This window comes from Arthrobacter antibioticus, assembly GCF_030063205.1.
Taxonomy (GTDB): domain Bacteria; phylum Actinomycetota; class Actinomycetes; order Actinomycetales; family Micrococcaceae; genus Specibacter.
In genome coordinates this window covers 202,455-227,992 of the sequence record NZ_JASISQ010000002.1, presented here as the reverse complement: position 1 = coordinate 227,992, position 25,538 = coordinate 202,455, and the positions used below count along the sequence as shown (strand labels likewise).

Sequence of the window (25,538 nt, the reverse complement as noted above, 5' to 3'; positions counted from 1 at the left end):
TGGCAACAGTGATGCCCGTTGCACACAGTTGCTTTTAAAGAATGTCAGCGCCTCAGGACGCCACCGAAGCCCTTAGACGGCGTAGTCGTACTGATGCATGAAACGGCCACGAGCGCCCAAAACCGCTGCGGCATTGTTGGCCCAGGAGGCATCTCGCAAGAGCGCCCGACCAATGAAGACGGCATCTGCAGAACCATTTTCTAGCAGTTGTGCTGCCGCAACCGGGTCAGTTATCCGTCCCACGGCGGCAACAGCCACGCCGCTGCTAGCTTTCAGCTGCGCTGCATTGAACGTTTGGTAGTCGTCCCGGTGCGGAATCTTCGCCGGAACCAAGCCACCCGAGGACGCATCGATCAAATCTGCGCCGTGCTCACGAGCCCAGCGTGAGAGCACAATTGAGTCCTCCAGCGTCCAGGCCTCACTGACATTGCCGTTGCTCTCCTGGTTTTCAGCCACCCAATCAGTGGAGGAGATGCGCAGGAATACGGGCTTCTCAGTAGGCCACACGTTCCGAACAGCATCGAGGACTTCAAGGACTATGCGGGCCCGATTTTCCAAGCTCCCGCCGTAAGCATCCGTACGGGTGTTGCTCAACGGGGACAGGAAAGAGTGCAGCAGATAGCCGTGGGCCGCGTGAATTTCAACCACTTGATAGCCAGCTGTAAGTGCCCTCCGCGCCGCCTCTGCCCACGCCGCAACGACGTCACCAATCTCCGCCACTGTCATGGCGGCTGGGTCGGCATAGCCGGGGAAGGCAACGCTACTAGGCGCCACCGTGTCCCAACCGCCGTCGGCTACCGCCACAGGTCCACCGCCAAACCAAGGCCGTTCCATAGACGCTTTGCGCCCCGCATGAGCCAGCTGGATCCCAGGGGTGGAACCGGCATCGCTGATGGCACGTGCCAGTCTGCGGTGGGCAGAAATCTGCGTGTCGTCCCACAGCCCTAGATCGTAGGCAGAGATCCGTCCTTGCGCCGTCACCCCAGTGGCCTCAACCATGGCCAAACCAACACCACCTGCGGCGCGGGCAGCATAGTGAGCCAGATGGAAATCGTTTGGAGCACCCGCCTCCTTGCCCTCCGAGAGCGCGGAGTATGTGCACATCGGGGACATCCACACACGGTTGGGGATGGTGGTTCCCCGAATGGTCAGGGGCTCGAACAACTCAGTCATGCGCAGGATCTCCCATATGTTGGCATGTCTCATTCTTAGTACGAGCCTCATCGTAGTATGATGAAACTCGTACAAGCAAGCCGGAGGAAAGAGAGCAGCAATCAATGGTGTCCCCACGGAACCTTGAGCACCCCACCGCCGAAGAAATGAGTCTGGACTTAGTCCTATCCGCCCTGGCCGACCCCATCCGCCGCACCATCGTGGCGCAGTTGTCCTGTGGTCACGAGGACCAGCGATGCATTGCTTTCGCGCTGCCTGTGAGTAAATCAACCACCACACACCACTTTCGGGTACTGCGTGAGGCCGGCGTCATCTCCCAGCACTACCGCGGCACATCAATTCTAAACAACCTGCGCACAGCAGATCTGAACCTGCGATTCCCTGGCTTACTGGATGCCGTCCTCGGGGCAGCGGCAGATTAAGCTGACGCCAGCCTCACTCCACCTATCAGCCTTTCCCGCTTTAGTTCAGCGGCCCAGTGGCTTTCTCTGCGGCAGCCCGGATGGCCCCGGAACCCACCAAGCGGTCCGCTTCCTCAAGTTCCGGGGATAAGAAGCGGTCACTACCAGGGCCCTGAACCGTTGCACGAAGCACCTCAAGCACTGCCGCGCCAGCTGGGCCGGGGAGCAATTCGCCGTCGGACATGGAAGTGCGCATGTCAATGGCGCGCGTGGCTGTGACCAGCTCGATGGCGAGCACCCGGCGGAGGTTTTCCACGGAACTACGCAACTTGCGAGCGGCATGCCAGCCCATGGATACGTGGTCTTCCTGCATGGCCGAGCTTGGGATGGAGTCCACGGATGCGGGCACGGCCAGACGCTTGGAATCGGAGACCAGACCTGCCTGTGTGTACTGGGCGATCATCAATCCTGAATCAACTCCGGGGTCACCGGCAAGGAACGCGGGCAAGCCGTGTGAGCGGGCAGGATCCAACATGCGGTCGGTACGGCGTTCGGCGATGGAGGCCACATCAGCGCAGACAATCGCCAAAAAATCCAACACATACGCCACCGGAGCGCCATGGAAGTTGCCGTTGGAGGACACGCGGCCGTCGGGAAGCACCACGGGGTTATCGATGGTGGCGGCAAGCTCGCGCGTGGCAACCATGAGTGCGTGATCCACTGTGTCGCGGGCGGCCCCGGCCACCTGCGGGGCGCAGCGCAATGAATAGGCGTCCTGCACGCGGGAGTCTCCTACACGGTGCGAGGCCACGATGGGTGAATTCGCCAGTACGGCCAGCATATTTTCGGCGCTAGCGGCCTGGCCGGGGTGCGGGCGCAGTTCCATGTGCAGTTCGGGCACAAACACCTGGTCGGTACCGAGCAGACCCTCCACACTGAGCGCGGCCGTGATATCCGCCGTCGTCAGCAGCATTTTTAGATCGGCGATGGCCATCAGGAGCATCCCAAGCATGCCGTCGGTGCCGTTGACAAGCGCTAAGCCCTCCTTCTCGGCCAGTTCGATCGGCGTGATACCGGCTTCGGCGAGCAGTTCGGGGACGGGGCGGATCTCGCCGTCGGGGCCGGCCGCCTCACCTTCACCCATAAGCACCAAGGCGCAGTGTGAGAGCGGTGCAAGGTCGCCGGAACAGCCCAATGAGCCAAATTCGCGGACCACAGGGGTAATTCCGGCGTTGAGTACATCCACCATCGTTTGGACCACAACGGGGCGGACCCCTGTGCGGCCACTGGCCAGGGTCTTGGCCCGCAGGAACATCAAGGCGCGCACCACCTCACGCTCCACGGCAGGGCCCATGCCCGCTGAGTGGGACCGGATGAGCGATTTTTGTAACTGCGTTCGCATGTCCGTCGGGATATGCCGGTTGGCCAAGGCACCGAAACCGGTGGAGATACCATAAGCAGGTGTCTCGGAGTGTGCCAGTTTTTCAATGTGCGCCCGAACGCGTTCCACGCCAGCCAGCGCCTCCGCACTGATCACCACCTGTGCGCCGTGGCGGGCAACAGCGATGACATCTTCGGGGGTGACGCCCGTGGATGAGAGTGTGACTTTTGGGGACTGTACGGCGGCGCTCATTGCGGAATCCTTTATGTTGCAGTGCTCTTGCCTTCAACTATGGCGCTTAACCGCAGCGAAATCTGCCCGTTGACGCGCAGGCTGTCCGGGATGCCAGACATGGCAACTTGGCGTAGGTTTTGTCACAACCGGTGCCCTTTTGAACACTCGGGGGTAGCTAATACTTTTCGCACGTGGCAGACGTACTGCACAGAGTATTAGCTACCCCCGAGCACCAAGGCGGCTCTGTGGAATCACTCCTCCACACTCCGGACAGCGGGCAAGGTTTTCCACATTCGTGTGGGTCTCCATGTTCCGCCGGCCAGGCGCCTCCCATTCTTGAGACATGACGAACTTTCTACTGCCCCCGTTTATTACTGCCTCAAGTAAATACACCGACGAATATTCCACCAGGCGTCTTGCTCAGCAAGCTAAGAAAGGCTCCTTGATCCGCGTACGGCGCGGGTGCTATCTCCCCACGGAGGTGTGGGAGTCATTAAGACCTTGGGAAAAATACCGCATGAAAATTCAAGCCGTCCATGAATTGGCTCAGTATCCGCCGGTTTTTGCCAGAGAGTCTGCCGCCCAGATTATGGGTCTTCCACTGGTACGCATTCCCCAAGAAGTCCAAACGGTGATCTCCCCCAATAACAATGGTGGGCAGAGTAACTACGGAGTTCACCGGATCAGTGCCGTTGCCGGCGATCCTCCACCGTGGGAGATGTTCGGTCTGCTGGTAACGCCACCGCCGCAAACAGTGCGTGATTTGGCCGTGCGTTTACCACTGAGTGAATCGCTTCCAGCCATGGACTACCTCCTGCAACGAAAGATCCTGCCGGGCTCCCCCATCAACACCCAGCTGACCTTTTCCGAAACCAGCGTTCAGGACAGCCTGGCGACGCTGCTCTATGGCGTCCAACGTCGCCGAGTTCTGCGCGTATTGGAGGTGGCAAACCCACACTCCGAGTCACCTGGCGAATCTGTCAGCCGGGCCTTCATGATCGAGTATGGCTTCCCACTTCCAGTCCTGCAGAGTCTCTTTACAGATCGAGAAGGACTCATCGGAAGAACAGATTTCCATTGGGAAGAATATAGGTTGATAGGTGAATTCGATGGCTACGAAAAGTACTCAGATCAACGATTCCTCCGAGGCAGGACGCCATCTGAAGTGGTTGTTACTGAAAAGAACCGTGAGAACCGCCTGCGCGCCAAAGGCTACAACGTGGTTCGGTGGGTTTGGCGTGACCTCAAAGATCCACGGAGGCTGGCTCAGCTCCTCTCCGAGGCCGGGTTGCCCTCAACAATCCGGGCGACGACAGGGGCTAGGGGGTAGCTAATACTTTTCGCCCGTGGCGGACGTACTGCACAAAGTATTAGCTACCCCCGAGCACCAGGCTTACTCCTCGCGGCGCCCGTAAATGCGGATTGAGAGCTCAGCAGCAACCTTCTTTGCCCTCTCAGCCAGGGCAGGCCACTTCTCAACGGGCACCTTTTCTTCTAAAAATGTGACGGCCACCGCCGCAACCGGCCAACCGAGGTGATCGGTCACCACGGCCGCAACGGAACCAAACCCATCGCTAACTTCACCGTGCTCAGTGGAGTAGCCCCGGATCCGCACCTGATCGAGGTGGGCGGAGAGGGTGGAATATTTACTGATGGGCTCTGGAACATCGGTCAATGAACTGAACGCCGCAACATTCGGGTAGAGCACCCTGACCTGGGACTTTGGCAGCGCCGCAAGGATAGCCCGACCGCTAGCTGTGAGGTGACTGGGCAAGCGGACCCCAACATCTGTCACAAGAGATGGCCGGTTCTTGGCTCGTTCCTCCGCAATATAGACCACATCGCGCCCATGTAGCACGGCAAGATGGGCACTTTCACCAATCTTATCCACCAGCGCCACCAGCAGGGGCCGGCCAAGCCGAGACAAGGGTTCCTGCCGCGAATACGCGCTGCTGAGCTCAAAAGCGGCCACGCCCAGTCCATAGCGCTGCTCTTCATGCAAGTGCATGACAAAGCCACTTTGCTCCATAACATTTAGGAGGTGATAGACGCTTGAACGCGGAAGTTTCAATGTGCTGGCTATGGTCGACGCCGCCAGCGGTCCACGCTTGGAGGACAACAACTTCAAGATTCGCAGCGTATTTTCTGCTGCAGGAACCTTGGAAGGCGTCTTGGCCGAGGTCGCTGGCGCGGACCGTGCCAGATGGTCCCCTTCGAATGTCCGGGGAGGATTTGTCGTGGTGCTTTGGGATGGTTCCGGAATCGCGATCACAGCACCAACACTATAGAATATTGCAGTCTGAAATCCCAGATTCCTCTGGGTCCTCGCCATCATCTTCTTCTTGGCTGCCATCAACCTGCTCAGCGTGAGAGTTTTTGGTGAGCTGGAGTTTTGGTTCTCCCTCATCAAGGTCGCAGCCATCATGGCCATGATCGCAGGCGGCCTTGCCATCATTGTCCTGGGCTTCGATCTGGACACTGGTTCAGCCACCCCGGGATTGGGAAACCTGGTGGATTACGGCGGCTTCGTGCCCAACGGAGGGGTGGGCTTACTGGCCTCACTTGCTGTGGTCATGTTTGCTTTTGGTGGCATCGAGACCATCGGTGTCAGCGCCGGTGAGGCAGAAAATCCTGGCCGGTCGATCCCTTCTGCCATCAACACCGTTCCGGTTCGCATCCTGCTTTTTTACGTGCTGACAATCGGCATACTTATGAGCTTGGTCCCGTGGAATGAAATCACCGGCGAGACTAGCCCCTTTGTACAGATCTTTGATTCGTTGGGCATGCCCCTTGCCGCACATATCCTCAACGCGGTGGTGATCACCGCCGCTCTTTCCGCTGTCAATAGCGATACCTTTGGTGCCGGCCGCGTCCTCCTAGGGCTCCCTGAGCAGGGTCACGCCCCCAGCGTATTTGGCAGAATTTCGCGTTCAGGGGTTCCGTGGATGAGAGTTGTGCTCATAACGGGGGTGTTGCTTGCCGGCGTGGTTCTCAACGCCGCCATCCCTCAAGAGGTGTTCCTACTCATCGCCTCGATCGCCACGTTTGCCACTGTTTGAGTCTGGCTGATGATTTTGGCCTCCCATGTGGCTATGAAGCGTGAAGTCAGCCGTAAGCGCCTTGCCCCATCGAATTTTCCAACCCCTTTTGGCCCCCGGCATCGATACTGACCGGGGCATTCATGCTTGGCGTGATCGTTTTGTTGGGCTTGTTCTCCGATACACGGGTGGCCCTGTATGTGGGAGGTGTCTGGCTAGTGCTGCTAACCATCGCGTACAAAATATGGGTGCGCGGCGAGGGTCGGGAACGTGCTGTTCTCGTGGATGAATCCAGCGTCCGCGTGAGCAAGCGCGGGCGCCTTTCGCCAAGTACGACGACGGACACCCGCCCCTGACGCTTGGCTAGCCTTGCGCTAGTTTATGGGCAAACGATTCATGACCCGGCGGCATCGGTAAGGACCGCGGAAGCACGAGCAAACTGGCGCACTTGAGCATCGTCCCAGATGTGCGCCGGCATGGCGCCGCCAAGTAATGCTCTGGGTAGCCCTGCACCGTCCCCCAAAGGCAGGTCACTTCCGGCGATGATGACGTTACCTGAGCGTCGGCCCTTGAGCATGGACGGGTCAGCAACGATGGCTGTGTACTTAAACACTGCGGCAATCGTGGCAGCCTCACTCCGGGCATTGGTGAGGGCACGAGAGTCACCACAATTAACCATATATATCCCACCGGGAATAAGAACTTTGTGGGCGGATGCTGTGAACTCTGCCGTTGTTAGCGCGTGTGGGGTTTGGGCGCCGGCAAAAACGTCGCGAATGATTAAATCCCGGCTTCCCTCGGTGAGCGATTCTGTGACCTCACGGGCCTCCCCCACCCGAATCTTCAGCAGCGGCGCCCGCGGCAGGTCAAACCAATCCCGCACGTAACTGGCCAATTTGCCATCTATCTCCACCACAACGTTCCGGGAACTCGGGTACGCGGCAACCAAATAACGGGGCATTGCACAGGCCGCTCCGCCCAGGCTCAGCGTGCGCAGCTTTTCCTCCCCCGTCCACTTGTCCTGCACAAGTGCCATGATCCAGCGCATATATTCAAACTCAAGGTGGAGTGGGTCAGCCAGATCCACGTGCGAGCTTTGCACCCCATTGAGCATGAGCAGCCAACCATGGGGGTTGTCACCGTCGGGGATCAGCTCGGCCAGGCCGGTGTCAGTTTGGAATGTGCCTGCCACGGGCCCGGTAGTGGTTGCACCCAGCTGTGCAACCACATTTTTAGGCGCGCGTTTGCGTCCCATTAGAAACCCTCAAGGGGCGGGACGCGGACATCATGGAGGCGAATCATCACCCTGTCAGCGTAGTCCAGAGCTGCGGTAGCTGATGTACGGCGCTCTCACTGACCGAGCTTCTCGAGGGCGTGTTCCAGCCTAGAAACTTTGCCAGTAAGTTCACCGGTATGCCCGGGGCGGATATCCGCCTTTAAGACCAGGGAAACGCGGGAGCCGTAGCGTCCAACTGCTTCTGTTGCGCGCTTAACTACGTCCATAACCTCATCCCATTCACCCTCAATTTCGGTGAACATGGAACTTGTATTGTTTGGCAGCCCCGACTCGCGGACCACTTTTACTGCTGCCGCAACAGCGGTGTGCGCTGAGGCGTCCTCGCCCGTCCCGGCGACCACGTCACCGGGTGTCCCACTGGGAGCCACTGAAAATGCCACGATCATGAGTATCTCCCGTTGGATATAAATATTGACGGCTATAGATATTGCCTATTTTTGTATTATTTCTGCTACTTCTTCCATTATGGGCAGTTCACCCCATTGGGATCTACCCACTGGTGCATATAACGTTGCACCATGCTTGCTTCCTTTCTTGCCCTTGACGGCTACGACGACCCTTATTACAGCGACAGCACCATGGAGCCGGGTGCCGTCCTGGCAATCATCGCTATGACGCTCGGCCTCTACCTGCTGATTTTCTTGGTGGCCTTTGCCCTTTCAGGCCTCGCCTGGGCCGGTGCATTCGAGAAGGCAGGATACGCGAAATGGAAAGCCTTCGTACCTTTTTATAGCTCGTGGATCATGGTGAAAATGACGGGCCGTCCCGAGTCACACTTCTGGTTCCTGTTTATTCCGTACTTCAACATTTACATGGTGATTGTGATCATGAATGACATGTCCAAGTCGTTCGGCAAAGACACCGGATTCACCGTTGGCCTGGTTTTGCTCCCGCTTATTTTTGCTGCGATCCTCTCTTACGGGGATGCCCAGTACCGCGGCCCGTCCTACATGAGCACCGATCAAAAGTTGTACGCCCAGCAACAGTACGGACAGCAACAGTACGCCCAGCAACAGTACGGCCAACAGTATGGACAGCCCTCCGCGCAGCAGCAATATGGCCAACAACAGCAACAGCAACAGCAACAGCAACAGCAACAGCAGCAACACTCTCAGCCTCAGTACGGCCAGCAGGATCCCAACCAGAACCCGTACGGCTCAGGGCCAACCCAGCAGCCTTAACCCGGCGGCGGCGCCCGCACCTGCCAGCACCACCACGAGAAACGGCGCCTTGAGCCAGAGGGCGATTGCCGCCCCTGCCAGGGCGCCGACTCGAGCATCCAGCACCACACTTGTACCGCTTGCTGCCGCATTAACAACGGTGAGCGAAGCCAGAAGCCCTATTGTTAGGGTTCCTGCCACGCGGGACATTCGCGGGTTGGCCAGTACTTTAGCTGGCACAAGGTAGCCCAGCAATTTGGTGGCATAGGAAACTGCGGCCGCCACCAGTAGCCAAACCCACATGTTCATGCCCTGCTCCCCTGTGCGCTGTCATCGACACTGCCAGTAGTGCCGTCGTTAGCGCTCTGACTGGTGCCTATGGGATCGCGGGTGCCGGGGTGGTTTTGGTATGGATCAATATCGGGTTCCAAGCCGTCCTGGACGTGACCTAGTGCATGAGCAGGTGAGTTCCCGCTTCTGAACCAGCCAATCAGTCCAGCTACCAGGGCAGCCACCAAAATGGGCACACCCGGGGGCACAAGCGGCACGGCCAGCAGTGTTACAACGGCGCAGACCACAGCGATCGCAGCCGGTTGGAATGCCCTGATTCGCGGCCACAACAAGCCTAGGAATGCCGCCACTGCGGCCCCGTCCAGTCCCCACTGTTTGGGGTCTCCCAAGGCGTCACCGATGACGGCACCCACAGCAGTCATAAGGTTCCACAAGAGGAAAATTCCTAGCCCTGCCACCCAGAATCCGCGCTTTTGTTCGTCGGGATCCGTTTGTCCGGTAGCTGTTGCAGTTGATTCGTCGATGGTGATGTGGGCAGCAGCCAGACGGCGCCATCCTTTGGGACCCAACAGAGCGTTCAGCTGCATCCCGTAAACACCATTGCGGATACCCAATAGTGCCGAAGCGCTCATTGCGGCTACGCCAGTACCACCGGCAGCCACCACACCAATGAACGCAAACTGTGAACCCCCGCTAAAGAGCAACAAACTCAGCACCATTGTCTGCCAAAAGCTCAGACCGGAGGCTACTGAAAGCGCACCAAAAGATACCCCGTACAGCCCGGTGGCTACGGCAATCGAGACCCCGATTTTGGCGGCCGGTGAATCTCTAAGTTTCATCTCCATAGATTTTCAGGCTGCAGGGATGTCCTCACGTCTGAAGAATGTCTGCGGGCTCAGTTTCGGCCACTGTGCTGTTCGGATCGCTGGACAAGCACAGATTCTCGGTACCGTGCAGCGCATCTGCTGCCCGGACCAAGGCCAGGTGCGAGAAGGCTTGCGGAAAGTTCCCGGCCATTCTGCCTTGGTCCATGTCATATTCCTCGCTGAGCAGGCCCACCTCATTGGCCAATCCCACCAAAGTGTCCATCAACGCTACGGCCTCATCCCGCCGTCCCGTGTGCGCATATTGTTCCACCAGCCAGAAAGAACAGGCAAGGAAGGGGTGTTCCCCCGGCGCCAGTCCGTCCAGACCCGCAGATGTCTCATAGCGCAGAATCAGGCCGTGCTTATCCACAAGCTCGTTTTCCAAAGCAGTGACGGTACCGCGCATCTCGGGTGAGTTGTAGTGAACAAACCCGACCTGAGGAATAACAAGCAACGATGCGTCGGTAACTGTTCCGCCATAAGTTTGAGTGAACGTGTTGAGTTCCTTATTGAACCCGTGCTCCATGATTTCAGCGTGGAGCTGTTCCCTAATGCTCTCCCAGAGCTCCACCCTTCCTTCCAAACCATGATTGCGAACAGCTCGGACTCCACAGTCAAAGGCCGCCCACATCATGACCCGCGAGTGCGTGAAGTACAGCAGGTCCCCGCGCATTTCCCAGATGCCGTGGTCCTTTGCTTGCAAATTCTTTTCAATGAAGCCAAGCATTGCTTGTTGCAGCGGCCACGAGAAATGGTCCTCGTGTCCACCGGCTAGGCGCAGTTTTTCAAGAGCCACCATGACTTCGCCAACCACATCGGCTTGGTACTGTCCCACTGCCCCATTGCCGATCCGGACCGGCAGGGCACCCTCGTAGCCGGACAAATGCGAGAGCTCGCCCTCAGAGAGGTCCCGTTCTCCTGCCAGTCCATACATGATCTGCAAGTCTTCGGGGTCTCCTGCAACAGCCCGCAACAACCAGTCACGCCATTTCAGAGCCTCGTCCGCGTAGCCGTGCGTGAGCATGGCTTCAAGCGTCAGCGCAGCGTCCCGCAACCAGCAGAATCTGTAGTCCCAGTTCCGTGCCCCACCAAAATCTTCCGGTAGCGAAGTGGTTGGCGCTGCCACGATGCCACCAGTGTCTTCATGCGTCAGCGCACGCAGGACCAACAGCGAACGCTCCACAATGCTGGCATATTTCCCGTCCTTGTTATAACGGGCCGCCCAGTCCTCCCAGTACGCACAGGTTTGTTCCAGCGCCAGATCGGTGTCAATGGCGGTGGGGACCGGGCGGTGGGAGGGGTACCACATCAATTCCTGTTCCACTCTGGCCCCGGCGGCCACGGTGAACTTTCCTGCGTGTTCACGGTCGACGGCGTGAGGCAGCTCATCGCCGCGAAGAACCAGGGCGTCTGGTCCGGCAACGGCAACGATGGCTTCCGTATCATTGCCGTCATCAACGCGTCGCACCCAGGGCAAGACTTTGCCATAGCCAGGGCGCATGGTGATCGTCTGACCAAACTCAACGTTGCCGCTTAAACCTTCGATCCGGCGCACAATGGAAGCTCGGCGGTCTCCCACGGGCATGTAGTCGGTAATGCGTGCCGTGCCCTCTGGTGTTTGCCATTCGCTCTCCAGCACAAAAGTTCTGCCACGATAGGACCGATGCGCTACCTTCGCATCCGCATGGGTTGGCGCTATGAGCCACCGCCCGTTGTCGGAGTTGCCCAATAGGGCGGTGAACACCGCAGGCGAATCAAAGCGGGGAAAGCACAGCCAGTCAATGCTTCCGTCACGGCCCACCAGGGCTCCCGTGTGCAGGTCGGAAAGCAGTGCATAGTCTTCAATTCTTGATGCCATGGTTCTATGGTTCCACATGGCACCAATAGCTGCTAAATACGCCGCTCTGCGGCCAGCAGTGAGCGAATCTCTCGTGGCTTGTTGGTTGTTAGTTCTCTCACCCCTGCGCTCAGGCACAACTGCACGTCATCTGCCGTGTCAATAGTCCACACTCGGAAGGTTCTGCCACTGGCAAGCCACCGTGCTGCTTTTTCCGGGAAAGTGCGCAGGTACTCGACGCCGGGCCCGGCCAGGTGCGCAACGCCGTCGTCCAATAATTGTTCCCCTTCAGCCATGGCAGCTCGCATGAGGGAGACCAACTCCTGGTTGGCGTAGGCGTCCTGGCCATCAATCAGTTCCAACAGCTGGCATAAGTGTTTTGCTGGCACATGCACGGCCAAATACTTCACCGCTGCAGGGTGAAAACTCATAAATGAAATCATCACATTGCCGGCGGTGGAGTTCTCGGGGGACCAACCGTGGCGACGCAGCGTTTTGAAAGTGGCCTCAATGAGCACGGGATCGAACACGGCCCCGTACTTGAATTCAATGGCTAAGCCGATAGTCCTGCCCGCCCCGCCAAGTATCTTTAGCAGCTCAGGAAGCGATAACAATTGTGTGCTTGTAGTCCCGTAGCTGGGCGGAATGGACGCCCCATGCCACGAGCTGAAATCCAATCCACGCAGCTCGGCAAGCGTCAATGCCGCTACTGCACCGGAGCCGTTGGAGGTCCGGCTCACCTCGTCGTCATGAATCAGAACAAGTTCGCCATCAGCCGTGAGGTGAAGATCGCATTCAACCCCGTCTGCGCCCTCGGCAAGAGCCTGAAGATAGGCTGCCCGGGTGTGTTCGGCATACAACTCGCTCGCCCCACGGTGGGCGTAGATCTGAACTGTCATGGCATCACGTTACGCTTACTTCATGGCGCAGACAGAACAACTTGGCCCGGTTGGCACCTCACCGGTACCGCATCCTGACATTCAAAAAGCTGCGGCCTTGCGACGCATGAAGAACATTGCGCTGGGGCTACTGCTGTTCATGGCTGTTGTTTTCTGCTTTGCCTTTGCACTGCAACACCACTACCCGTGGCTTGTATACGTCCGGGCAGCCGCAGAGGGTGGCATGGTGGGCGCGCTTGCCGACTGGTTTGCCGTCACAGCATTGTTTAAGCACCCCATGGGAATCAAAATCCCACACACTGCCATCATTCCCAACCGCAAGGATGAGATTGGCGCATCCTTGGCGGAGTTTGTGGAAACCAACTTCCTCTCGGAAACTGTTGTTGCCCAGAAACTGGCAACGATCGAAATTGCGCAGAAAGTCGGCACCTGGCTGACAAAGCCTGCGAGCGCCGAACGTGTTGCCACGGAGGGCGCGGCTGCGTTGCGCGGTGCTATTGCGGTGCTTAAAGATGAAGACGTCCAGGACATCATTGAGTCCATGGTGCGCAAGCACTTGCTCGAACCGCCGTGGGGACCACCCATCGGGAAACTGGCTGAGCGGATATTTGCCGAAGGCCACCACCATTCACTTGTGGATTTGTTGATTGACCGCTCCGCAACGTGGATCCGGGCAAACCACACAACCATTAGTGGTCTTGTCTCAGACCGCTCCCCCGGTTGGGTCCCACAATTTGTTGACGGACTGGTGGGAGACAAGATTTACAACGAGATCTACAAGTTTGCCCGCGCAGTTCAGGAAGACCCAGACCACCAGGTTCGCCAACAACTGGATAGCTATTTGAAGGAACTGGCTCAAGAGCTGCAACATGACCCCGCCATGATCGCCAAGGCTGAGTCCATCAAGGCCCAGGTGCTGGGGGATCCGGAAGTTCGCGAACTGGCAGGGCGTACCTGGGAAACAATCAAGTCAGCTCTCACAGAAGCCGTTGAAGACCCCAACTCAGAGCTGCGGATAAAATTCACGGCAGCCGTCCGGGACTTCGGCACCCGGCTTGTCCAGGACATTGAGCTGTCGGCCAAGGTCAACAAGTGGATTTCAGATGCTGCGGCCTACCTTGTGGGAACCTACAAGCACGAGATCACCTCACTGATCACAGATACGGTTGAGCGTTGGGATGCTGAGGAGACAAGCCAGAAGATTGAACTGCAGGTGGGCAAGGATCTTCAGTTCATCCGCATTAACGGCACAGTGGTTGGTTCACTGGCTGGGCTGGCCATCTTCACGGTTGCAACGCTGGTGTTCGGTTAAAGAGCGCGCACGGATTTGGAAAGAGCACGCACGGATTTGGCTACGCCTGCCACAGCCCACCATCCACCGAAGTGCGCCCGCAACCAAGAAGCTGGTCTGATAACGGTCCAAGGTATGGTAAGAGTGTAAGCCAACTCGAACGCAGGAGGACTCGTGGATCTGTTGACAAGCGCCGATATCGCAGCACTGGCGGAACCGGGACAAGGGGGCCTAAACATCTCTCTATTCATGCCCACACACAGGTTTGGCCGGGGTGTGGATGCGGACCGGCTGCGATTTAAAAATCTTCTGGCGGGAGTCGAAGCGTCCCTCGGAAAACGGATGAAGCAGGCAGAGATCGATGATCTGCTTGCCCCGGCACATCAGCTGCGTGATGACGCCATGGAGTGGCAGTACATGAGTGATGGTCTGGCCATGTTTTTGAGCAAGGATCGCCAGCGCACCTTCCGGGTAGCAGCGCCCATGCCCACCCTGGCGACGGTTGGTGACAAAGCAGTCCTTGGCCCAATGTTGCGACTCCTCTCCGGTGACGGAGCGTTCCTCGTTTTAGCCCTGAGCCAGCGCGAAATCCGATTGATGGAAGGAAGCCGCAACACCGTGGGAGATCTACAGCTCACCGATGTCCCCACCAGTTTGAAGGATGCCAGCATCCCCAGAGACCCCCGATCAGACACTATGGCTAGGCCTGCCGCCTCGGCCGGTCGCGGAGGCTCTGCCGTATTCTACGGACACGGTGCAGGAGATCGGCATGTGAAGGACATTGAGGTCCAGCAGTTCCTTCGCAGCGTGTCCACGGGCGTGAAGGACATTCTGGCCGGTCAAACAATTCCAATGGTGCTTGTGGGCTTGGAACACCTCGTTACCGCCTATCGAGAGGTCAACACGTACTCAAACGTCATTGATGAGGCGATCGAGCACAATCCCGATCAGCTCTCCAAGGACGAGCTGCACAAGATGGCGTGGCCACTAATCGAGAGCCGGCTACGCGCAGAGCGTGCCCGGGTGATCGGGCGATTCCAGGAACTTAACGGAACTGGACGTGTTTCCGGCGATCTGCGCACGATCCTCGAGGCGGCTACAGCGGGCCGGGTAGAAACTCTCTTCGTTAAAGCCGATCCCTGGTGTTGGGAAAGAGCCACGGATGATGACGCCCCGGTTGTGGAGCTCGGTGCTGATGAAAGATTCGCCGATTGCGAGCTTGTTGATGCGGCGGCAGTGGCGACGCTACACACGAACGGACTGATCTTTGCGACTTCCCAAACTGTTGCGCCCAACAGCGAGGTTGCTGCGATCCTAAGGTATTAACCATTGAGCTGAAGGCTCTAACGGTTCAGGGAACTGTAAGGATTTAACGTAACTTAGGCGGTTTGGGTCCCTTAAGCATTTTCGGCACTCTAGGGGCCTTGGCGGCTTTGAGCGCCTTCGGGACTTTAGGGGCCTTGGCGGCTTTAGGTGCCTTGGCCGTGGCATTCAGTTCGGCCAGTAGTTCATGCGGGATTTCCAGCGGAGCCGGTCCAAAAGCACGGTTGGCCGAGGCAATGACAGCTTTCCCCATCATGTAGTTGCCCACCCCGCCAACGGCTGCGCCGATACCAAACGGCAATGCCCGTCCCACAACGGAGGCGCTTCCCTTGAGCGCGAATTTCTTGAGGAATTTTTTCCGCATGGGTGCAAGAAGGCTGCGGACAGTTGTCAGTGGAATACTTTTGCTGACAGTTTTCCCCCAGGCCTGCATGGGCGTTTTGCCTGACCCCAGCGCATGTCCCGTCAGGCCAGCCAACATGGCTTGCCCCTCATCACCTAAAATGACGGCCATGACAGTGAGCTGGGCACTTTCCGGATTCGCCAACCTGACGCCGTGGAGTTCGGCGATAGATTGCGCGTAAAGCGCGGTGGCTTCCAAGAACACAACTGTTGCTGCGGCAGAGATGGACAGGGCAGCGATGGTTCCAACGCCCGGAATAATGGCTGTGGCCCCAATGGCAGCACCTCCCGTACCAACGCCGTTGAGAAAATCCCGCTCTAGACGCTGGCTTAGCTCAAACGCCGTGGCGTTCGGGTGCCGCTTGCGCAACCTCCGCAAATTAGCCAGCACCAACGGGCGCTGAACTTCAACTGCTCGCAGCAGCATGCCGTGTACGGCTGGGGCGGGAGCGCCCTGCTCGTCAAAAGCTGCCCCGGCCACCATTTTCACGGCCGGGTTGGGCTTGCCTGCAGATTTTGCGAATCCCGGACCGGACGGAATGCCTACGTGGTTGAGATCTTTGCGTGCCATCATTTCCCCTCCCCTTCTGTGTTTAATAGGGTAACCGGCAACTGTGCCAGAAACCTGGAGTTCACTGTAGGAGAACTAAGCGGCTTCAGTGGACCCAGCGGTTCGGGCTGAATTGTGCCCTAGACACCTGGCACAAAAGAACCAGACACGTGGCCAGTGAGAAAAGCGGATACATCACTTAGCTCCTCGGCGCCCATACCGTGGCCAATGCCTGCGTAGCGAGCCTTCGTCAGCTCAGTGTTAGCGGCAAGCCATTGAGCGCTGAATTCCGTGGCATCCGGGTTAATCACAAGATCCTCTGGATCCCGGGCCCAGAAAAAGGGTATCTTTACCGCCAATGGTTCCATGGCAGCGAGCAGTTCATTCTCCAGTACAAAGCCTGAGAGCCCAACGCCGGCAGTGAACATCTCCGGGCGCAGCCGCATCAAAGTGGTGGCCATGGCCATACCCTGTGAGAAACCAAGAACCGAGACAGAACTGAACTTATATTTTTTCATGAGGGTGTCTAACCAGCCAAGAACGCTCGATGCGGCACCAACCACCTCGGCAAAGTCGTTTGTCAGAAAATAATCCAGCAGGAACCAGCCGCGATCCCCTGCGATCTCCCTCGGTGCCCGCGGGGCCGCGCACGTGAACCCTTTTGGCATGCAATTAAAGAGCGCCGCCATTCGATTTTCATCCGAGCCATACCCGTGCAGCAACAATAAAAGCGGTGTGCCCTCACGTGCGTCTTCCGTCCGCGAGAATAAAACGGTATCCATACGGCCAAGCCTAGAGCAGACACGTCTCCTTGCCGGGGAGACCATAAGAAATGCGTTGATACGCTTGCATCAGCGCAGCTTGCAAGCGAGACCAGCCAGGTCCTGAAATTGAGTTCGAAGGAGCACCTATGCAAAATTTTGTTGGAGTTGGCGTCTTCCGCGGCCGCGTCATTGGCCCCGTCCGGCACATGCCACCGGCCCTGGCAGAGCCGCCCGCAGGTGAACAGTTGGAAAGTTCGACGACGCCCGAGGCTGCTGCGGCAAACCTCAAGGACGCTGGGGCAACAGTGAAAGCTCAGCTCCAGGACCGCGCCAGCCGTGCAACCGGTGCTGGCAAGGACGTGCTCGAAGCCACCGCGCTCATGGCCACCGATCCTATGTTGATCAAAGCAGCTATCAAGCTCATCAACGCCGGAAGTTCTGCCGAAAGGGCCATTTGGGAAGCTGGCGAGTCGGTGGCACAAATGCTGCATGACCTTGGCGGCATGATGGCTGAACGTTCACACGACGTCCACGACGTAAAGTTGCGCATTATTGCCGTATTGCGCGGGGTTCAGGTGCCGGAGATTCCAGACTTCCCTGAACCGTTCATTTTGGTGGCAGAAGATCTGGCCCCGGCAGACACAGCAACACTTGACCCGGAAAAGGTCATCGCCTTGGTTACCGCCGGCGGTGGTCCGCAGTCACACACAGCCATCATTGCCCGCGCGCTGGGCCTGCCGGCCGTTGTTGCTGCCGCAGGTGCCTATGAACTCGTTGAGGATTCGCTAATATTCGTTGACGGTTCAACCGGAGTGGTGAGCACCGAGCCTGGCGAAAATGAACGGTCAGCCGTGGCTCTCTGGCAGGAGAAAGCCGCCCTGCTCAGCGTCTTCGACGGGAACGGACAGCTTGGCTGTGGCACATTGCTGCCTCTTCTTGCAAATGTTGGTGGCGCTAAGGATGCACAGGAAGCCGCAGAAGCTAAGGCCCAAGGTGTTGGTCTGCTGCGCACGGAATTCTGTTTTCTTGGCAATAGCACCGAGCCCAGCCATGACGATCAAGTGGCCGCCTATAAGGGAGTTTTTGACGCGTTCCCCGGACAAAAAGTTGTTGTACGGACTTTGGATGCGGGCGCGGATAAACCGCTACCGTTCCTGACTGATTCCACAGAGCCAAACCCCGCACTGGGTGTTCGCGGGTACCGTACTGAGACCACCACCCCCGGGGTTCTCCTCCGGCAGCTTGGCGCCATTGCAGACGCGGCAGCTCAGAGTGAAGCCGTGGTCTGGGTCATGGCTCCCATGATTTCAACACCGGCCGAGGCCGCAGATTTTGCTGCCCAATGCGCGGAGGCCGGGCTGCAAATTCCAGGGGTCATGGTTGAGGTTCCCTCCGCGGCACTGACCTCACGGCATATTCTTGACCGAGTGGAATTTGCCAGCTTGGGCACCAACGATCTCACGCAGTACACCATGGCAGCCGACAGGCAGCTTGGCCCACTAGCCGCGTTGAACGATCCCTGGCAGCCTGCCGTCCTAGCTTTGATCCAAGCAACTGTAGAAGGCGCCATTTCCCAGGCGAAACATTCAGCTTCCCTGGCGGTTGAAGACTCACTACCTAAGCCGGTGGGCGTGTGCGGTGAGTCGGCAGCTGACCCTGTCCTCGCCGTGGTCCTTGCGGGCCTGGGTGTTTCTTCACTGTCGATGACTGCGCGAGCGCTTCCGGCCGTCGCCGCAGTTCTGCGCACAGTCACGTTGGCACAGGCCCGCCAACTCGCCCATAAGGCAGTTGCTGCGTCATCGGCAACCGAGGCTCGCGACCTCGTCCGCGATGCACTTCCTGCCCTAAAAGAACTAGGCCTCTGAGGTAAACGCCCGGACGTTGAAAAATACCGGTGGAGAGGGCTGTCAGAGGTATTCTCCACCGGTATTTTCACGGTTGACATTGTCTGATCTAAAGGTCCACAATGTCCCATCTGCTAGAATTTGTGGTCTGCCCGTAGCGATGTTGTAGTAAGTCGCAAGCAAATGACCTCCTTAAGGGAATGAACAAATGCCCAAAGATCCAAGCTTGGCTCAACCGGAAACGGGTACAAAAGACACCCCGACCCGAGCGCAGCCCCGGGGTAAGAAACCCCGGATGCCTAAACTTAAAAAGCGCAGACTCGGTGTTGACGATGTAAATATTGTTGATGGCCCCATGCTCAAAAAGGCACTGGGTGGCACCGTTGTTGGAAACACCATGGAATGGTACGACGTCGGTGTGTTCGGCTACTTGATCGCCACCATGGGTCCAGTCTTCCTCCCAGATGCAGACCCGGACGTTCAGACGCTCTTCTTACTTGGTACCTTTGCTGCCACGTTCATAGCGCGCCCTCTGGGTGGCGTGGTCTTTGGTTGGCTCGGTGACAAAGTTGGGCGCCAAAAGGTACTGGCCCTGACGCTGATAGTCATGGCTGCCTCCACATTCGCCGTTGGTCTTCTGCCAGGCTATGCACAGATCGGAATCTGGGCTGCAGTGCTTCTGGTCGTGGTTAAGCTCGTCCAAGGCTTTTCAACAGGCGGCGAGTACGCAGGCGCTACAACGTTCGTCAGCGAATACGCCCCAGATAAGCGCCGCGGCTACTTTGCCAGCATCTTGGACCTCGGCAGCTACATGGGCTTTGCAATTGGCGCCTCGCTGGTCTCGGTGATGCAGCTAACTCTTGGCCAGGAAGCCATGGAGGCGTGGGGCTGGCGCGTCCCATTCTTGATCGCCGGTCCGTTGGGCCTGATTGCCATCTACTTCCGCCTCAAAATCGAGGAATCCCCCCAGTTCCAGGCAACTCTTGACGCCAACGAGGAGAAGTCAAAGTCTGCCGCCGCTGGCGACGAGAACACCTCAAACGGCCCCGTCCAACTGGTCAAGGTGTATTGGCGCCAGGTCCTGCTGGCGATGATCCTGGTGGCCGCAGCCAACACAGCGGGTTACGCTCTCACGTCCTACATGCCGACCTACCTGACCGAATCAAAGGGCTACGACCCCGTCCACGGAACCATACTCACCATCCCCATCTTGGTGGCGATGGCTCTGTGCATACCCCTGGCCGGACGTCTCTCCGATAGAATCGGACGCCGTCCCGTGCTGTGGATTGGTGCGCTGAGCACAGTGGTGCTGGCAACCCCAGCCTTCATGTTCATCAGCCTGGGGCATATCTGGTCCACTTTGCTCGGTTTGGCGCTCATCGCCTTCCCTGTAACGTTCTACGTCTCCAACCTGGCGTCCTCGCTGCCGGCACTGTTTCCGACCTCAAGCCGCTACGGTGGCATGGGCATCTCATACAACTTTGCCGTTGCAATTTTCGGTGGCACAGCACCCTTCGTCATGAAGGGTCTGATCACACTTACCGGCAACGACATGATGCCTGCCTACTATTTGATGTTGACATCAACAGTTGGTGCCATCGGCATTTACTTCCTGCGTGAATCCTCACAAAAGCCGCTACCTGGCTCCATGCCCAGCGTGGCTTCGGAAGCAGAAGCACGTGAGCTGGTTGAGACGCAGGATGAAAATCCATTGTTGGATATGGACTACTTGCCTTTCGATGAAACCTACGAGCCGCCAACTCCTGGCACAGGCATCCCGATCACCGTGGGCCGCCCGGAGAACTCCGAGAACTGAACAAAAGCCAACAACGCCGGCTGAGCCTGGCACTAGCGGCCGCGGTTTCCCGCGGCCGCTAGAGCTTTGTCAGGAAGCAGTTTGGCCAAGCCCATCAGCGTTGCATAACGCCTTGACGGGATTGACACTGCTTTGCCGGCTGCATTGTCAATGAGCCCTTCACGCACCACTTGATCCGCGTTGAGCCACATCCAGGAACGAACCCCGCCCATGTTGGCACCCATGCGTTGGTGGAATTCGGTGTGCACAAATCCGGGGCACACGGCGCTCACTTTTACGCCCTGGGCACCGTATCTCAGGTTCGCGAAGCGGCTAAAGTTGATTACCCAAGCTTTCGCTGCACCGTAGCTGCCTCTGGGGATGAACCCCGCAATGCTGGAAACATTGATAATTCTCCCGTTGCCGCGTTCCAACATCCCGGGGAGCACAGCATGCATCAGCTCCATGGGAGTTTGGGCCAGAATGCGTAGGTGCGCGATCTCATCCTGGATGCTGTTGACTTCAAATGGTTTAAGTAAACTGAAGCCTGCATTGTTCACGAGCACCGAGACGGGCCGGGCAGGGTCCGCCAGCCGGGCTCTAACGGAGGCAACGCCGTCGTCCGTCACTAAATCCGCTGGCAAAACCTCCACGTGAACGCCAAAGTCATTTCGCAGCCGTACAGCCTTCGCTTCAAGGCGCGGCACATCCCTGGCAACCAGCACTAAATCGTGCTGGGCACGGCCAAGCTGTTGGGCAAACTCGGCACCCAAGCCCGAGGTGGCACCTGTAATGAGCGCGGTTGGCCGGTTCACTTATGCCTCCTGGGGAAGGTCGGTGTACTGCGTGTAGAGATCGGGATGCTTTTGGATGAAGTGAGCCACATACGAGCAGTGCACAATGATTCTCTTCCCCGAAGCCACTACGTCATCGAGCGCGTACCGGACCAGCACTTTGGCCAGACCCCGGCCTTCGAAGCCCGTTTGGGCCACCGTATGGGTGAGATCTACGTGCCCTGGTAAATCCTCGAAGGTGATGACCACGGCTAAATCGTTGGCCGCAAAAAGTTCATACTGATGCAAAGAATCATTGCGGGTCATCCGCACCGTTGCATCAAAGGGGTCAGAATCTGGGGCTGCATTCACACTCATAAAGTGAGCTTGGCACACTGAGCAGGTACTGGCAACAACCCTTTGCTGATGTCCCTACGCTCCGGCGCCACCCTGCCACAAAGCAGTGAACGGAGCGCCGGATACAACCCGGTTCTTGATACCTTCTGTAACAAACGCCTTGGCCGTGCGCGCAGCCTCCAAAGGTGTAGCACCCTTGGCCAATTCAGCACTCACAGCGGCGGCCAGTGAGCAACCGGCACCGGATACGGCTACGTTGCCAACCTTCGGGGCAGAGAGGACTTCCAGAGTTTCACCATCAAAGAAGACGTCGACGGCGTCAGCACCTTCCAGCCGCACCCCACCCTTGGCGAGCACCGCTGCTCCACTGATCTCATGGATCTTCCGGGCCGCATCCTTTAGATCCTGAACGTTGTTAATCTTCAGACCGGACAGCGATTCCGCCTCAAAATGGTTAGGTGTGACGAAGGTTGCCAGCGGCAGGATCTGATTTTTCAGGGCCTGATCGGTGTCAAGGGCATGCCCGGGCTCCTGGCCCTTGCAAATCAGAACCGGGTCAAGGACAACATTCTTGAAAGACGCAGCTTTAAGCGCAGTTTCAACCGTGCTGATAGTGGCGGGGCTGCCCAACATACCTATCTTCACCGTCTGAAGCAGTGCAGGCGCCCCGGAGCCGGCACCATAGGCCGCCAGCGTTGCCTCTAACTGGTCGGCAATAACCTGCTGGTCAACCGGCACAAAGCGGTGGTTCCAATTGTCCTTAGGGTCAAAGGAAACAATGCAGGTGAGATTAACAATGCCAAATACACCCAGTTCTTGGAACGTTTTAAGATCGGCCTGGGCTCCGGCACCGCCGGTTGCTTCGGAGCCGGCGATGGTCAGGGCAAGTGCGGGGGCATGTTTGGTCATAGAACTATCTTGCCACCTCATCAGCGCCCAGCAGTGCCTTCCCCTGCCGTCCTGTGGCCTGCCAAGGGCTCCTCAAAAGAACTTAAAAAAGAGCCGCAGTTCAAAACCATAAAATATGGTTTTGAACTGCGGCATTGTCGGTGGGCCCTGCGGGGCTCGAACCCGCGACCCACGGATTAAAAGTCCGATGCTCTACCAACTGAGCTAAAGGCCCGACCTAATGACAACCGCGCAGCGATGAATTCATCTCTGCAAAAGTTGACGCATATTAGACTACCGCACCACCGCCACCAGAATGCAATTTCGCCACGGATCCTACCCACCGTTTTACTCACAGAACCCCAGCCGCATGTGTCTGCACCGATGAAATCGAACGATTTGAGTGCGCTCGCTTTGTCTCTCTCGACCACACCGGACAGCAGGGGTAGTGTCGTGTCATGAATGATCGACCAGCCAGCAACACCCCCCGACCGCATAAGCCTGTCCCATTTGCTCCTATTGACTTTGAGCAGTACGCAGGCGGCACCGACCCGGCACGCGTTTCAGAAGCGGCTCACCTTGCCGCCCGTGCCCTTGTCCATAGCGGCCGTGCAAGCAATGACCCCGCGGTCACCAAACGGCTAGTGAAGCTTGCAGATAAGCAAGGGCTGGAAGCCATCGCGGAGATGTGGGCGGCCAGCCCTGCCCGTTCCCTCCCCGGCGCCCTGTGGCGGCTCTACGCACTGCGAGCAGCAACACTGCAGGATCCAGAAGGCATCAGCGTATTCTTCCGAGCAGGGCAGCACACCGCGCAGGTCTCCAACGCAGTCGCCGGTGTGGCCGAGCCGCCGGGTGCTGAAGAGATCACCGTCATGGCTGATGCGATCTTATCTGGCGCCTTTGACGGCGATTTCGATGTTGCCTTGGAACGTTCAGCCGCATTTTGCCGCGTCATCGCGCTAGGTCAGGCCACCATGGCCGGCGAGCGTGAAGTGGCTCACCCGGAGCACTCGGCCACACTGACGAAAAAGGCTCACCAGCTGGTTCGGACAGCTGAAGACTTGGAGGGCGCCGCCAGATCCTGGCGTAAAGGCGAACTGGACTAATCCACTGATCCACAGACCCCAGTTGACAGTCGGGGCAGGACGTAGAAGACTGAAAGCGGTGTCGAACCGTGGAACCCCCGGGCTCCATTTTATAGCCGCTACGAGCGGCCCAGTGCCGAGAGGCGCTCCCGGTTCGGCACCACTTTTATGCCGTGAATCTAACCGGGCACTCCGTTCGATCCGCTAACAAAAAGGCCTCATCGTGAAGTTTCGACTTTTCCCTCAGGAGACTGCCGGCCTTCAGGCTCTGGTAAGCATGGCCGAGCACGTCCTCGCCGGAACTCACACGTTGGCCGAACTCCTTGGGGCCGGGAGGTCCAATTTTTCCTCCCTCACAGAATCCTTGCGCCAGCACGAGGCCGCCTCCTCAGCCAATTTCGCCACCCTGCTGACCACCATGCGCACAAGTTTCATCAACCCACTGCCGCGTGAGGACCTCTACGCACTGGGACGGCTGCTGAACGAAACCACCGAAGTCCTCACAGGTGCTGGAGAAATCGTGGAGCTGTACACCCTGGACCGTGTTCCGTCCCGAGTCAGCGACCAGCTTGAGATCTTAGCGCGGCAGTGCGAACTGACCTTGACTTCCATGAAGTCCCTTAACGACTTGGACAGCCTGGAGGACTATTGGCTGGAGGTCTTGCGGCTATCCAAGCGGGCTGACCACACTCACCGCGCCGTTGTTTCTGAATTGCTTGCCGCTCACAGTCCCACAACTTTTACCAAGTACAGGATGCTGACAGACCAGTTCGCAGCAGCCAGCCACCGAATTCGTGCAGTGGCCACACAGGTCGGCAGCATCATCGTCAAGGAATCCTAAGCGTTGATCACCGTCCTGCTCAGTGCTGTGATCGTCACTGCAGCAATATTCGCGTTCCTGAACGGTTTTCGCGATGCCTCATCCGCCGTCGCACTTTCAGTGCGAACCCGCGCGCTAACGCCCACCGTGGCGCTGCTCTTGGCTGGTTTATTCAACTGTCTGGGTGCTATAGCTAGCGTGGCGCTGACGGCTACGTTCGCCGAGAAGCTGTTCTCGGTACCTGAAGGCCGCAGTGGTCTGATCCTGCTACTTGCAGCACTTATTGGCGCCAATTTATGGGGTGTCTACCTATGGTGGCGCGGCTTCCCATCATCCTCAACGCACGCCCTGATCAGTGCGCTCGTCGGGGCTTCCTTGGGTTCAACCATTATTGGGCAACCCCCGCTTGAAGGCATTTACGCCACCATGCTGATTTTGGTGCTGGTGCCGCTGCTGGTCTCCCCCGTCGTTGCTTTCATCCTTGGTTTCCTGGCTGTTTACCCCACATCTTGGGCCGCACGAAACACCGCACCCAACAAAGTAAACCAACGCACCCGGCAGTTACAGTCAGTTGCTGGAGCCTCAGTGGCATTTGGGCATGGGCTTCAGGACGGCCAACGCACGACGGCGGTTGTCTTGTTTGCCCTCATAGCCGCCGGCACCATCGGGGCTGGCGAAATACCCCTGTGGGTGCCGATCTTCACCGCCGCGTTTCTGACAATAGGCACACTATTTGGTGGCTGGCGGATCTCCTACACGCTGGGACACCGACTTGTCCGCATCGACCCCATGCGTGGATTTGTCGCCCAGCTGGTGGGCGCCGGGCTATTGTTCATTGGCGCCATTGGACTTCATATGCCCTTGTCCACAACCCACACTGTTACTGCCGCCATTGTCGGCGCCGGGGGGAATCAGCGCTTTGCAGCCACCAACGGACGGGTGCTGACCCGGATTGCCGGTGCCTGGGTAGCAACTCCCATTGCCTGCCTGCTCCTGGGCGCGCTGTTCTTCCTGGCCCTGGCACCACTGGCGTAAAACTACGCCCTAGCTTTCCGGCTGTGTTGCAGGA

At 58.1% G+C, this 25,538-nt stretch carries 24 protein-coding genes, 1 tRNA gene and 1 pseudogene; 11 read left to right on the top strand and 15 right to left on the bottom strand.

The window, feature by feature from the left end; all coding sequences use genetic code 11:
- Positions 1-72 precede the first annotated feature (72 nt).
- Positions 73-1,173: an NADH:flavin oxidoreductase/NADH oxidase gene (locus tag QMG40_RS06130; RefSeq protein WP_283529089.1), complete on the bottom strand. Its 1,101-nt coding sequence runs from the start codon at positions 1,171-1,173 to the stop codon at positions 73-75.
- A gap of 104 nt (positions 1,174-1,277) precedes the next feature.
- Between QMG40_RS06130 and QMG40_RS06125 the strand changes: the two genes are divergently transcribed.
- Positions 1,278-1,595: an ArsR/SmtB family transcription factor gene (locus tag QMG40_RS06125; RefSeq protein ID WP_283529087.1), complete on the top strand. Its 318-nt coding sequence runs from the start codon at positions 1,278-1,280 to the stop codon at positions 1,593-1,595.
- A 40-nt stretch (positions 1,596-1,635) separates the two neighbouring features.
- Here QMG40_RS06125 and hutH read toward each other — a convergent pair whose 3' ends face one another.
- Positions 1,636-3,207, bottom strand: coding sequence for a histidine ammonia-lyase (hutH, locus tag QMG40_RS06120; RefSeq protein WP_283529085.1), 1,572 nt, complete (start codon positions 3,205-3,207; stop codon positions 1,636-1,638).
- A gap of 325 nt (positions 3,208-3,532) precedes the next feature.
- Between hutH and QMG40_RS06115 the strand changes: the two genes are divergently transcribed.
- A complete protein-coding gene (locus QMG40_RS06115; RefSeq protein WP_283529083.1) occupies positions 3,533-4,519 on the top strand; it encodes a hypothetical protein in 987 nt (328 codons plus the stop codon).
- Positions 4,520-4,582: 63 nt separating this feature from the next.
- On the opposite strand, the gene QMG40_RS06110 is transcribed toward QMG40_RS06115, so the two are convergent.
- Entirely contained in the window at positions 4,583-5,392 is an 810-nt protein-coding gene (locus QMG40_RS06110; protein WP_283530113.1) for an IclR family transcriptional regulator, read from the bottom strand.
- A gap of 106 nt (positions 5,393-5,498) precedes the next feature.
- Here QMG40_RS06110 and QMG40_RS06105 point away from each other — a divergent pair.
- Positions 5,499-6,583, top strand: a pseudogene (locus QMG40_RS06105) (amino acid permease); the annotation flags it as partial.
- Positions 6,584-6,621: 38 nt separating this feature from the next.
- On the opposite strand, the gene QMG40_RS06100 reads toward QMG40_RS06105, so the two are convergent.
- Positions 6,622-7,482, bottom strand: coding sequence for a spermidine synthase (locus tag QMG40_RS06100; RefSeq protein WP_283529081.1), 861 nt, complete (start codon positions 7,480-7,482; stop codon positions 6,622-6,624).
- Positions 7,483-7,577: 95 nt separating this feature from the next.
- On the bottom strand, positions 7,578-7,910 hold the full coding sequence (locus tag QMG40_RS06095; protein WP_283529078.1) for a thiamine-binding protein: 333 nt from the start codon (positions 7,908-7,910) through the stop codon (positions 7,578-7,580).
- A gap of 132 nt (positions 7,911-8,042) precedes the next feature.
- Between QMG40_RS06095 and QMG40_RS06090 the strand changes: the two genes are divergently transcribed.
- Positions 8,043-8,705 carry a DUF5684 domain-containing protein gene (locus QMG40_RS06090; protein WP_283529076.1) on the top strand — a complete coding sequence of 221 codons (663 nt, stop codon included), beginning with the start codon at positions 8,043-8,045 and terminating at the stop codon, positions 8,703-8,705.
- Here QMG40_RS06090 and QMG40_RS06085 read toward each other — a convergent pair.
- The 4 genes from QMG40_RS06085 to QMG40_RS06070 are packed head-to-tail and all read right to left on the bottom strand — an operon-like array spanning position 8,682 to position 12,577.
- A complete protein-coding gene (locus tag QMG40_RS06085) occupies positions 8,682-8,993 on the bottom strand; it encodes an AzlD domain-containing protein (RefSeq protein ID WP_283529074.1) in 312 nt (103 codons plus the stop codon). The genes QMG40_RS06090 and QMG40_RS06085 overlap by 24 nt on opposite strands.
- Positions 8,990-9,814, bottom strand: coding sequence for an AzlC family ABC transporter permease (locus QMG40_RS06080; RefSeq protein WP_283529072.1), 825 nt, complete (start codon positions 9,812-9,814; stop codon positions 8,990-8,992). Before QMG40_RS06080 ends, QMG40_RS06085 begins: the two co-directional genes overlap by 4 nt.
- Before the next feature lie 31 nt (positions 9,815-9,845).
- On the bottom strand, positions 9,846-11,717 hold the full coding sequence (locus QMG40_RS06075; protein WP_283529070.1) for a glycoside hydrolase family 15 protein: 1,872 nt from the start codon (positions 11,715-11,717) through the stop codon (positions 9,846-9,848).
- 14 nt (positions 11,718-11,731) lie between these two features.
- On the bottom strand, positions 11,732-12,577 hold the full coding sequence (locus QMG40_RS06070; RefSeq protein ID WP_283529068.1) for a glycerophosphodiester phosphodiesterase: 846 nt from the start codon (positions 12,575-12,577) through the stop codon (positions 11,732-11,734).
- 22 nt (positions 12,578-12,599) lie between these two features.
- Here QMG40_RS06070 and QMG40_RS06065 point away from each other — a divergent pair, with 22 nt between their 5' ends.
- Entirely contained in the window at positions 12,600-13,889 is a 1,290-nt protein-coding gene (locus tag QMG40_RS06065) for a DUF445 domain-containing protein (protein WP_283529066.1), read from the top strand.
- A 153-nt stretch (positions 13,890-14,042) separates the two neighbouring features.
- Entirely contained in the window at positions 14,043-15,194 is a 1,152-nt protein-coding gene (locus QMG40_RS06060) for a baeRF3 domain-containing protein (RefSeq protein ID WP_283529064.1), read from the top strand.
- A gap of 43 nt (positions 15,195-15,237) precedes the next feature.
- Here QMG40_RS06060 and QMG40_RS06055 read toward each other — a convergent pair whose 3' ends face one another.
- Positions 15,238-16,167, bottom strand: a complete 930-nt coding sequence (locus QMG40_RS06055) for a hypothetical protein (RefSeq protein ID WP_283529062.1) — start codon at positions 16,165-16,167, stop codon at positions 15,238-15,240.
- Positions 16,168-16,283: 116 nt separating this feature from the next.
- Complete coding sequence (locus QMG40_RS06050; RefSeq protein WP_283529060.1) at positions 16,284-16,925, bottom strand: alpha/beta hydrolase; 642 nt, start codon at positions 16,923-16,925, stop codon at positions 16,284-16,286.
- Between the two features lie 128 nt (positions 16,926-17,053).
- Between QMG40_RS06050 and QMG40_RS06045 the strand changes: the two genes are divergently transcribed.
- Together QMG40_RS06045 and QMG40_RS06040 are read left to right on the top strand one after the other, a co-directional pair.
- Positions 17,054-18,772, top strand: a complete 1,719-nt coding sequence (locus QMG40_RS06045) for a phosphoenolpyruvate--protein phosphotransferase (RefSeq protein WP_283529058.1) — start codon at positions 17,054-17,056, stop codon at positions 18,770-18,772.
- 187 nt (positions 18,773-18,959) lie between these two features.
- The gene (locus QMG40_RS06040) at positions 18,960-20,567 is read left to right on the top strand and encodes an MFS transporter (RefSeq protein WP_459252963.1); all 1,608 of its coding nucleotides are present in this window, start codon (positions 18,960-18,962) and stop codon (positions 20,565-20,567) included.
- Positions 20,568-20,599: 32 nt separating this feature from the next.
- On the opposite strand, the gene QMG40_RS06035 is transcribed toward QMG40_RS06040, so the two are convergent.
- The 4 genes from QMG40_RS06035 to QMG40_RS06020 form a co-directional block, all read right to left on the bottom strand.
- A complete protein-coding gene (locus QMG40_RS06035; RefSeq protein ID WP_283529054.1) occupies positions 20,600-21,361 on the bottom strand; it encodes an SDR family NAD(P)-dependent oxidoreductase in 762 nt (253 codons plus the stop codon).
- Entirely contained in the window at positions 21,362-21,697 is a 336-nt protein-coding gene (locus tag QMG40_RS06030) for a GNAT family N-acetyltransferase (RefSeq protein WP_283529052.1), read from the bottom strand. It abuts the gene before it with no gap.
- Between the two features lie 54 nt (positions 21,698-21,751).
- Entirely contained in the window at positions 21,752-22,585 is an 834-nt protein-coding gene (locus QMG40_RS06025) for a hydroxymethylpyrimidine/phosphomethylpyrimidine kinase (protein WP_283529050.1), read from the bottom strand.
- A gap of 141 nt (positions 22,586-22,726) precedes the next feature.
- A tRNA-Lys gene (locus QMG40_RS06020) sits at positions 22,727-22,799 on the bottom strand.
- 223 nt (positions 22,800-23,022) lie between these two features.
- On the opposite strand from QMG40_RS06020, the gene QMG40_RS06015 reads away from it, so the two are divergent.
- The 3 genes from QMG40_RS06015 to QMG40_RS06005 all read left to right on the top strand — a co-directional run bounded on the left by QMG40_RS06015 (position 23,023) and on the right by QMG40_RS06005 (position 25,504).
- Positions 23,023-23,670 carry a hypothetical protein gene (locus tag QMG40_RS06015; RefSeq protein ID WP_283529048.1) on the top strand — a complete coding sequence of 216 codons (648 nt, stop codon included), beginning with the start codon at positions 23,023-23,025 and terminating at the stop codon, positions 23,668-23,670.
- Positions 23,671-23,872: 202 nt separating this feature from the next.
- Entirely contained in the window at positions 23,873-24,490 is a 618-nt protein-coding gene (locus QMG40_RS06010) for a DUF47 domain-containing protein (protein WP_283529046.1), read from the top strand.
- A gap of 3 nt (positions 24,491-24,493) precedes the next feature.
- Positions 24,494-25,504 (top strand): inorganic phosphate transporter, encoded by a 1,011-nt coding sequence (locus QMG40_RS06005; protein WP_283529044.1) that lies wholly within the window; start codon positions 24,494-24,496, stop codon positions 25,502-25,504.
- The last annotated feature ends 34 nt before the right edge of the window (positions 25,505-25,538 follow it).

Coding starts and splice junctions, on each gene's coding strand:
- QMG40_RS06090 (WP_283529076.1), top strand. CDS start 8,043: ATGCTTGCTTCCTTTCTTGCCCTTGACGGCTACGACGACCCTTATTAC.
- QMG40_RS06130 (WP_283529089.1), bottom strand. CDS start 1,173: ATGACTGAGTTGTTCGAGCCCCTGACCATTCGGGGAACCACCATCCCC.
- hutH (WP_283529085.1), bottom strand. CDS start 3,207: ATGAGCGCCGCCGTACAGTCCCCAAAAGTCACACTCTCATCCACGGGC.
- QMG40_RS06045 (WP_283529058.1), top strand. CDS start 17,054: ATGCAAAATTTTGTTGGAGTTGGCGTCTTCCGCGGCCGCGTCATTGGC.
- QMG40_RS06025 (WP_283529050.1), bottom strand. CDS start 22,585: ATGACCAAACATGCCCCCGCACTTGCCCTGACCATCGCCGGCTCCGAA.
- QMG40_RS06075 (WP_283529070.1), bottom strand. CDS start 11,717: ATGTGGAACCATAGAACCATGGCATCAAGAATTGAAGACTATGCACTG.
- QMG40_RS06125 (WP_283529087.1), top strand. CDS start 1,278: ATGGTGTCCCCACGGAACCTTGAGCACCCCACCGCCGAAGAAATGAGT.
- QMG40_RS06085 (WP_283529074.1), bottom strand. CDS start 8,993: ATGAACATGTGGGTTTGGCTACTGGTGGCGGCCGCAGTTTCCTATGCC.
- QMG40_RS06070 (WP_283529068.1), bottom strand. CDS start 12,577: ATGACAGTTCAGATCTACGCCCACCGTGGGGCGAGCGAGTTGTATGCC.
- QMG40_RS06055 (WP_283529062.1), bottom strand. CDS start 16,167: ATGATGGCACGCAAAGATCTCAACCACGTAGGCATTCCGTCCGGTCCG.
- QMG40_RS06030 (WP_283529052.1), bottom strand. CDS start 21,697: ATGAGTGTGAATGCAGCCCCAGATTCTGACCCCTTTGATGCAACGGTG.
- QMG40_RS06115 (WP_283529083.1), top strand. CDS start 3,533: ATGACGAACTTTCTACTGCCCCCGTTTATTACTGCCTCAAGTAAATAC.
- QMG40_RS06015 (WP_283529048.1), top strand. CDS start 23,023: ATGAATGATCGACCAGCCAGCAACACCCCCCGACCGCATAAGCCTGTC.
- QMG40_RS06100 (WP_283529081.1), bottom strand. CDS start 7,482: ATGGGACGCAAACGCGCGCCTAAAAATGTGGTTGCACAGCTGGGTGCA.
- QMG40_RS06050 (WP_283529060.1), bottom strand. CDS start 16,925: ATGGATACCGTTTTATTCTCGCGGACGGAAGACGCACGTGAGGGCACA.
- QMG40_RS06065 (WP_283529066.1), top strand. CDS start 12,600: ATGGCGCAGACAGAACAACTTGGCCCGGTTGGCACCTCACCGGTACCG.
- QMG40_RS06095 (WP_283529078.1), bottom strand. CDS start 7,910: ATGATCGTGGCATTTTCAGTGGCTCCCAGTGGGACACCCGGTGACGTG.
- QMG40_RS06080 (WP_283529072.1), bottom strand. CDS start 9,814: ATGAAACTTAGAGATTCACCGGCCGCCAAAATCGGGGTCTCGATTGCC.
- QMG40_RS06040 (WP_459252963.1), top strand. CDS start 18,960: ATGCCCAAAGATCCAAGCTTGGCTCAACCGGAAACGGGTACAAAAGAC.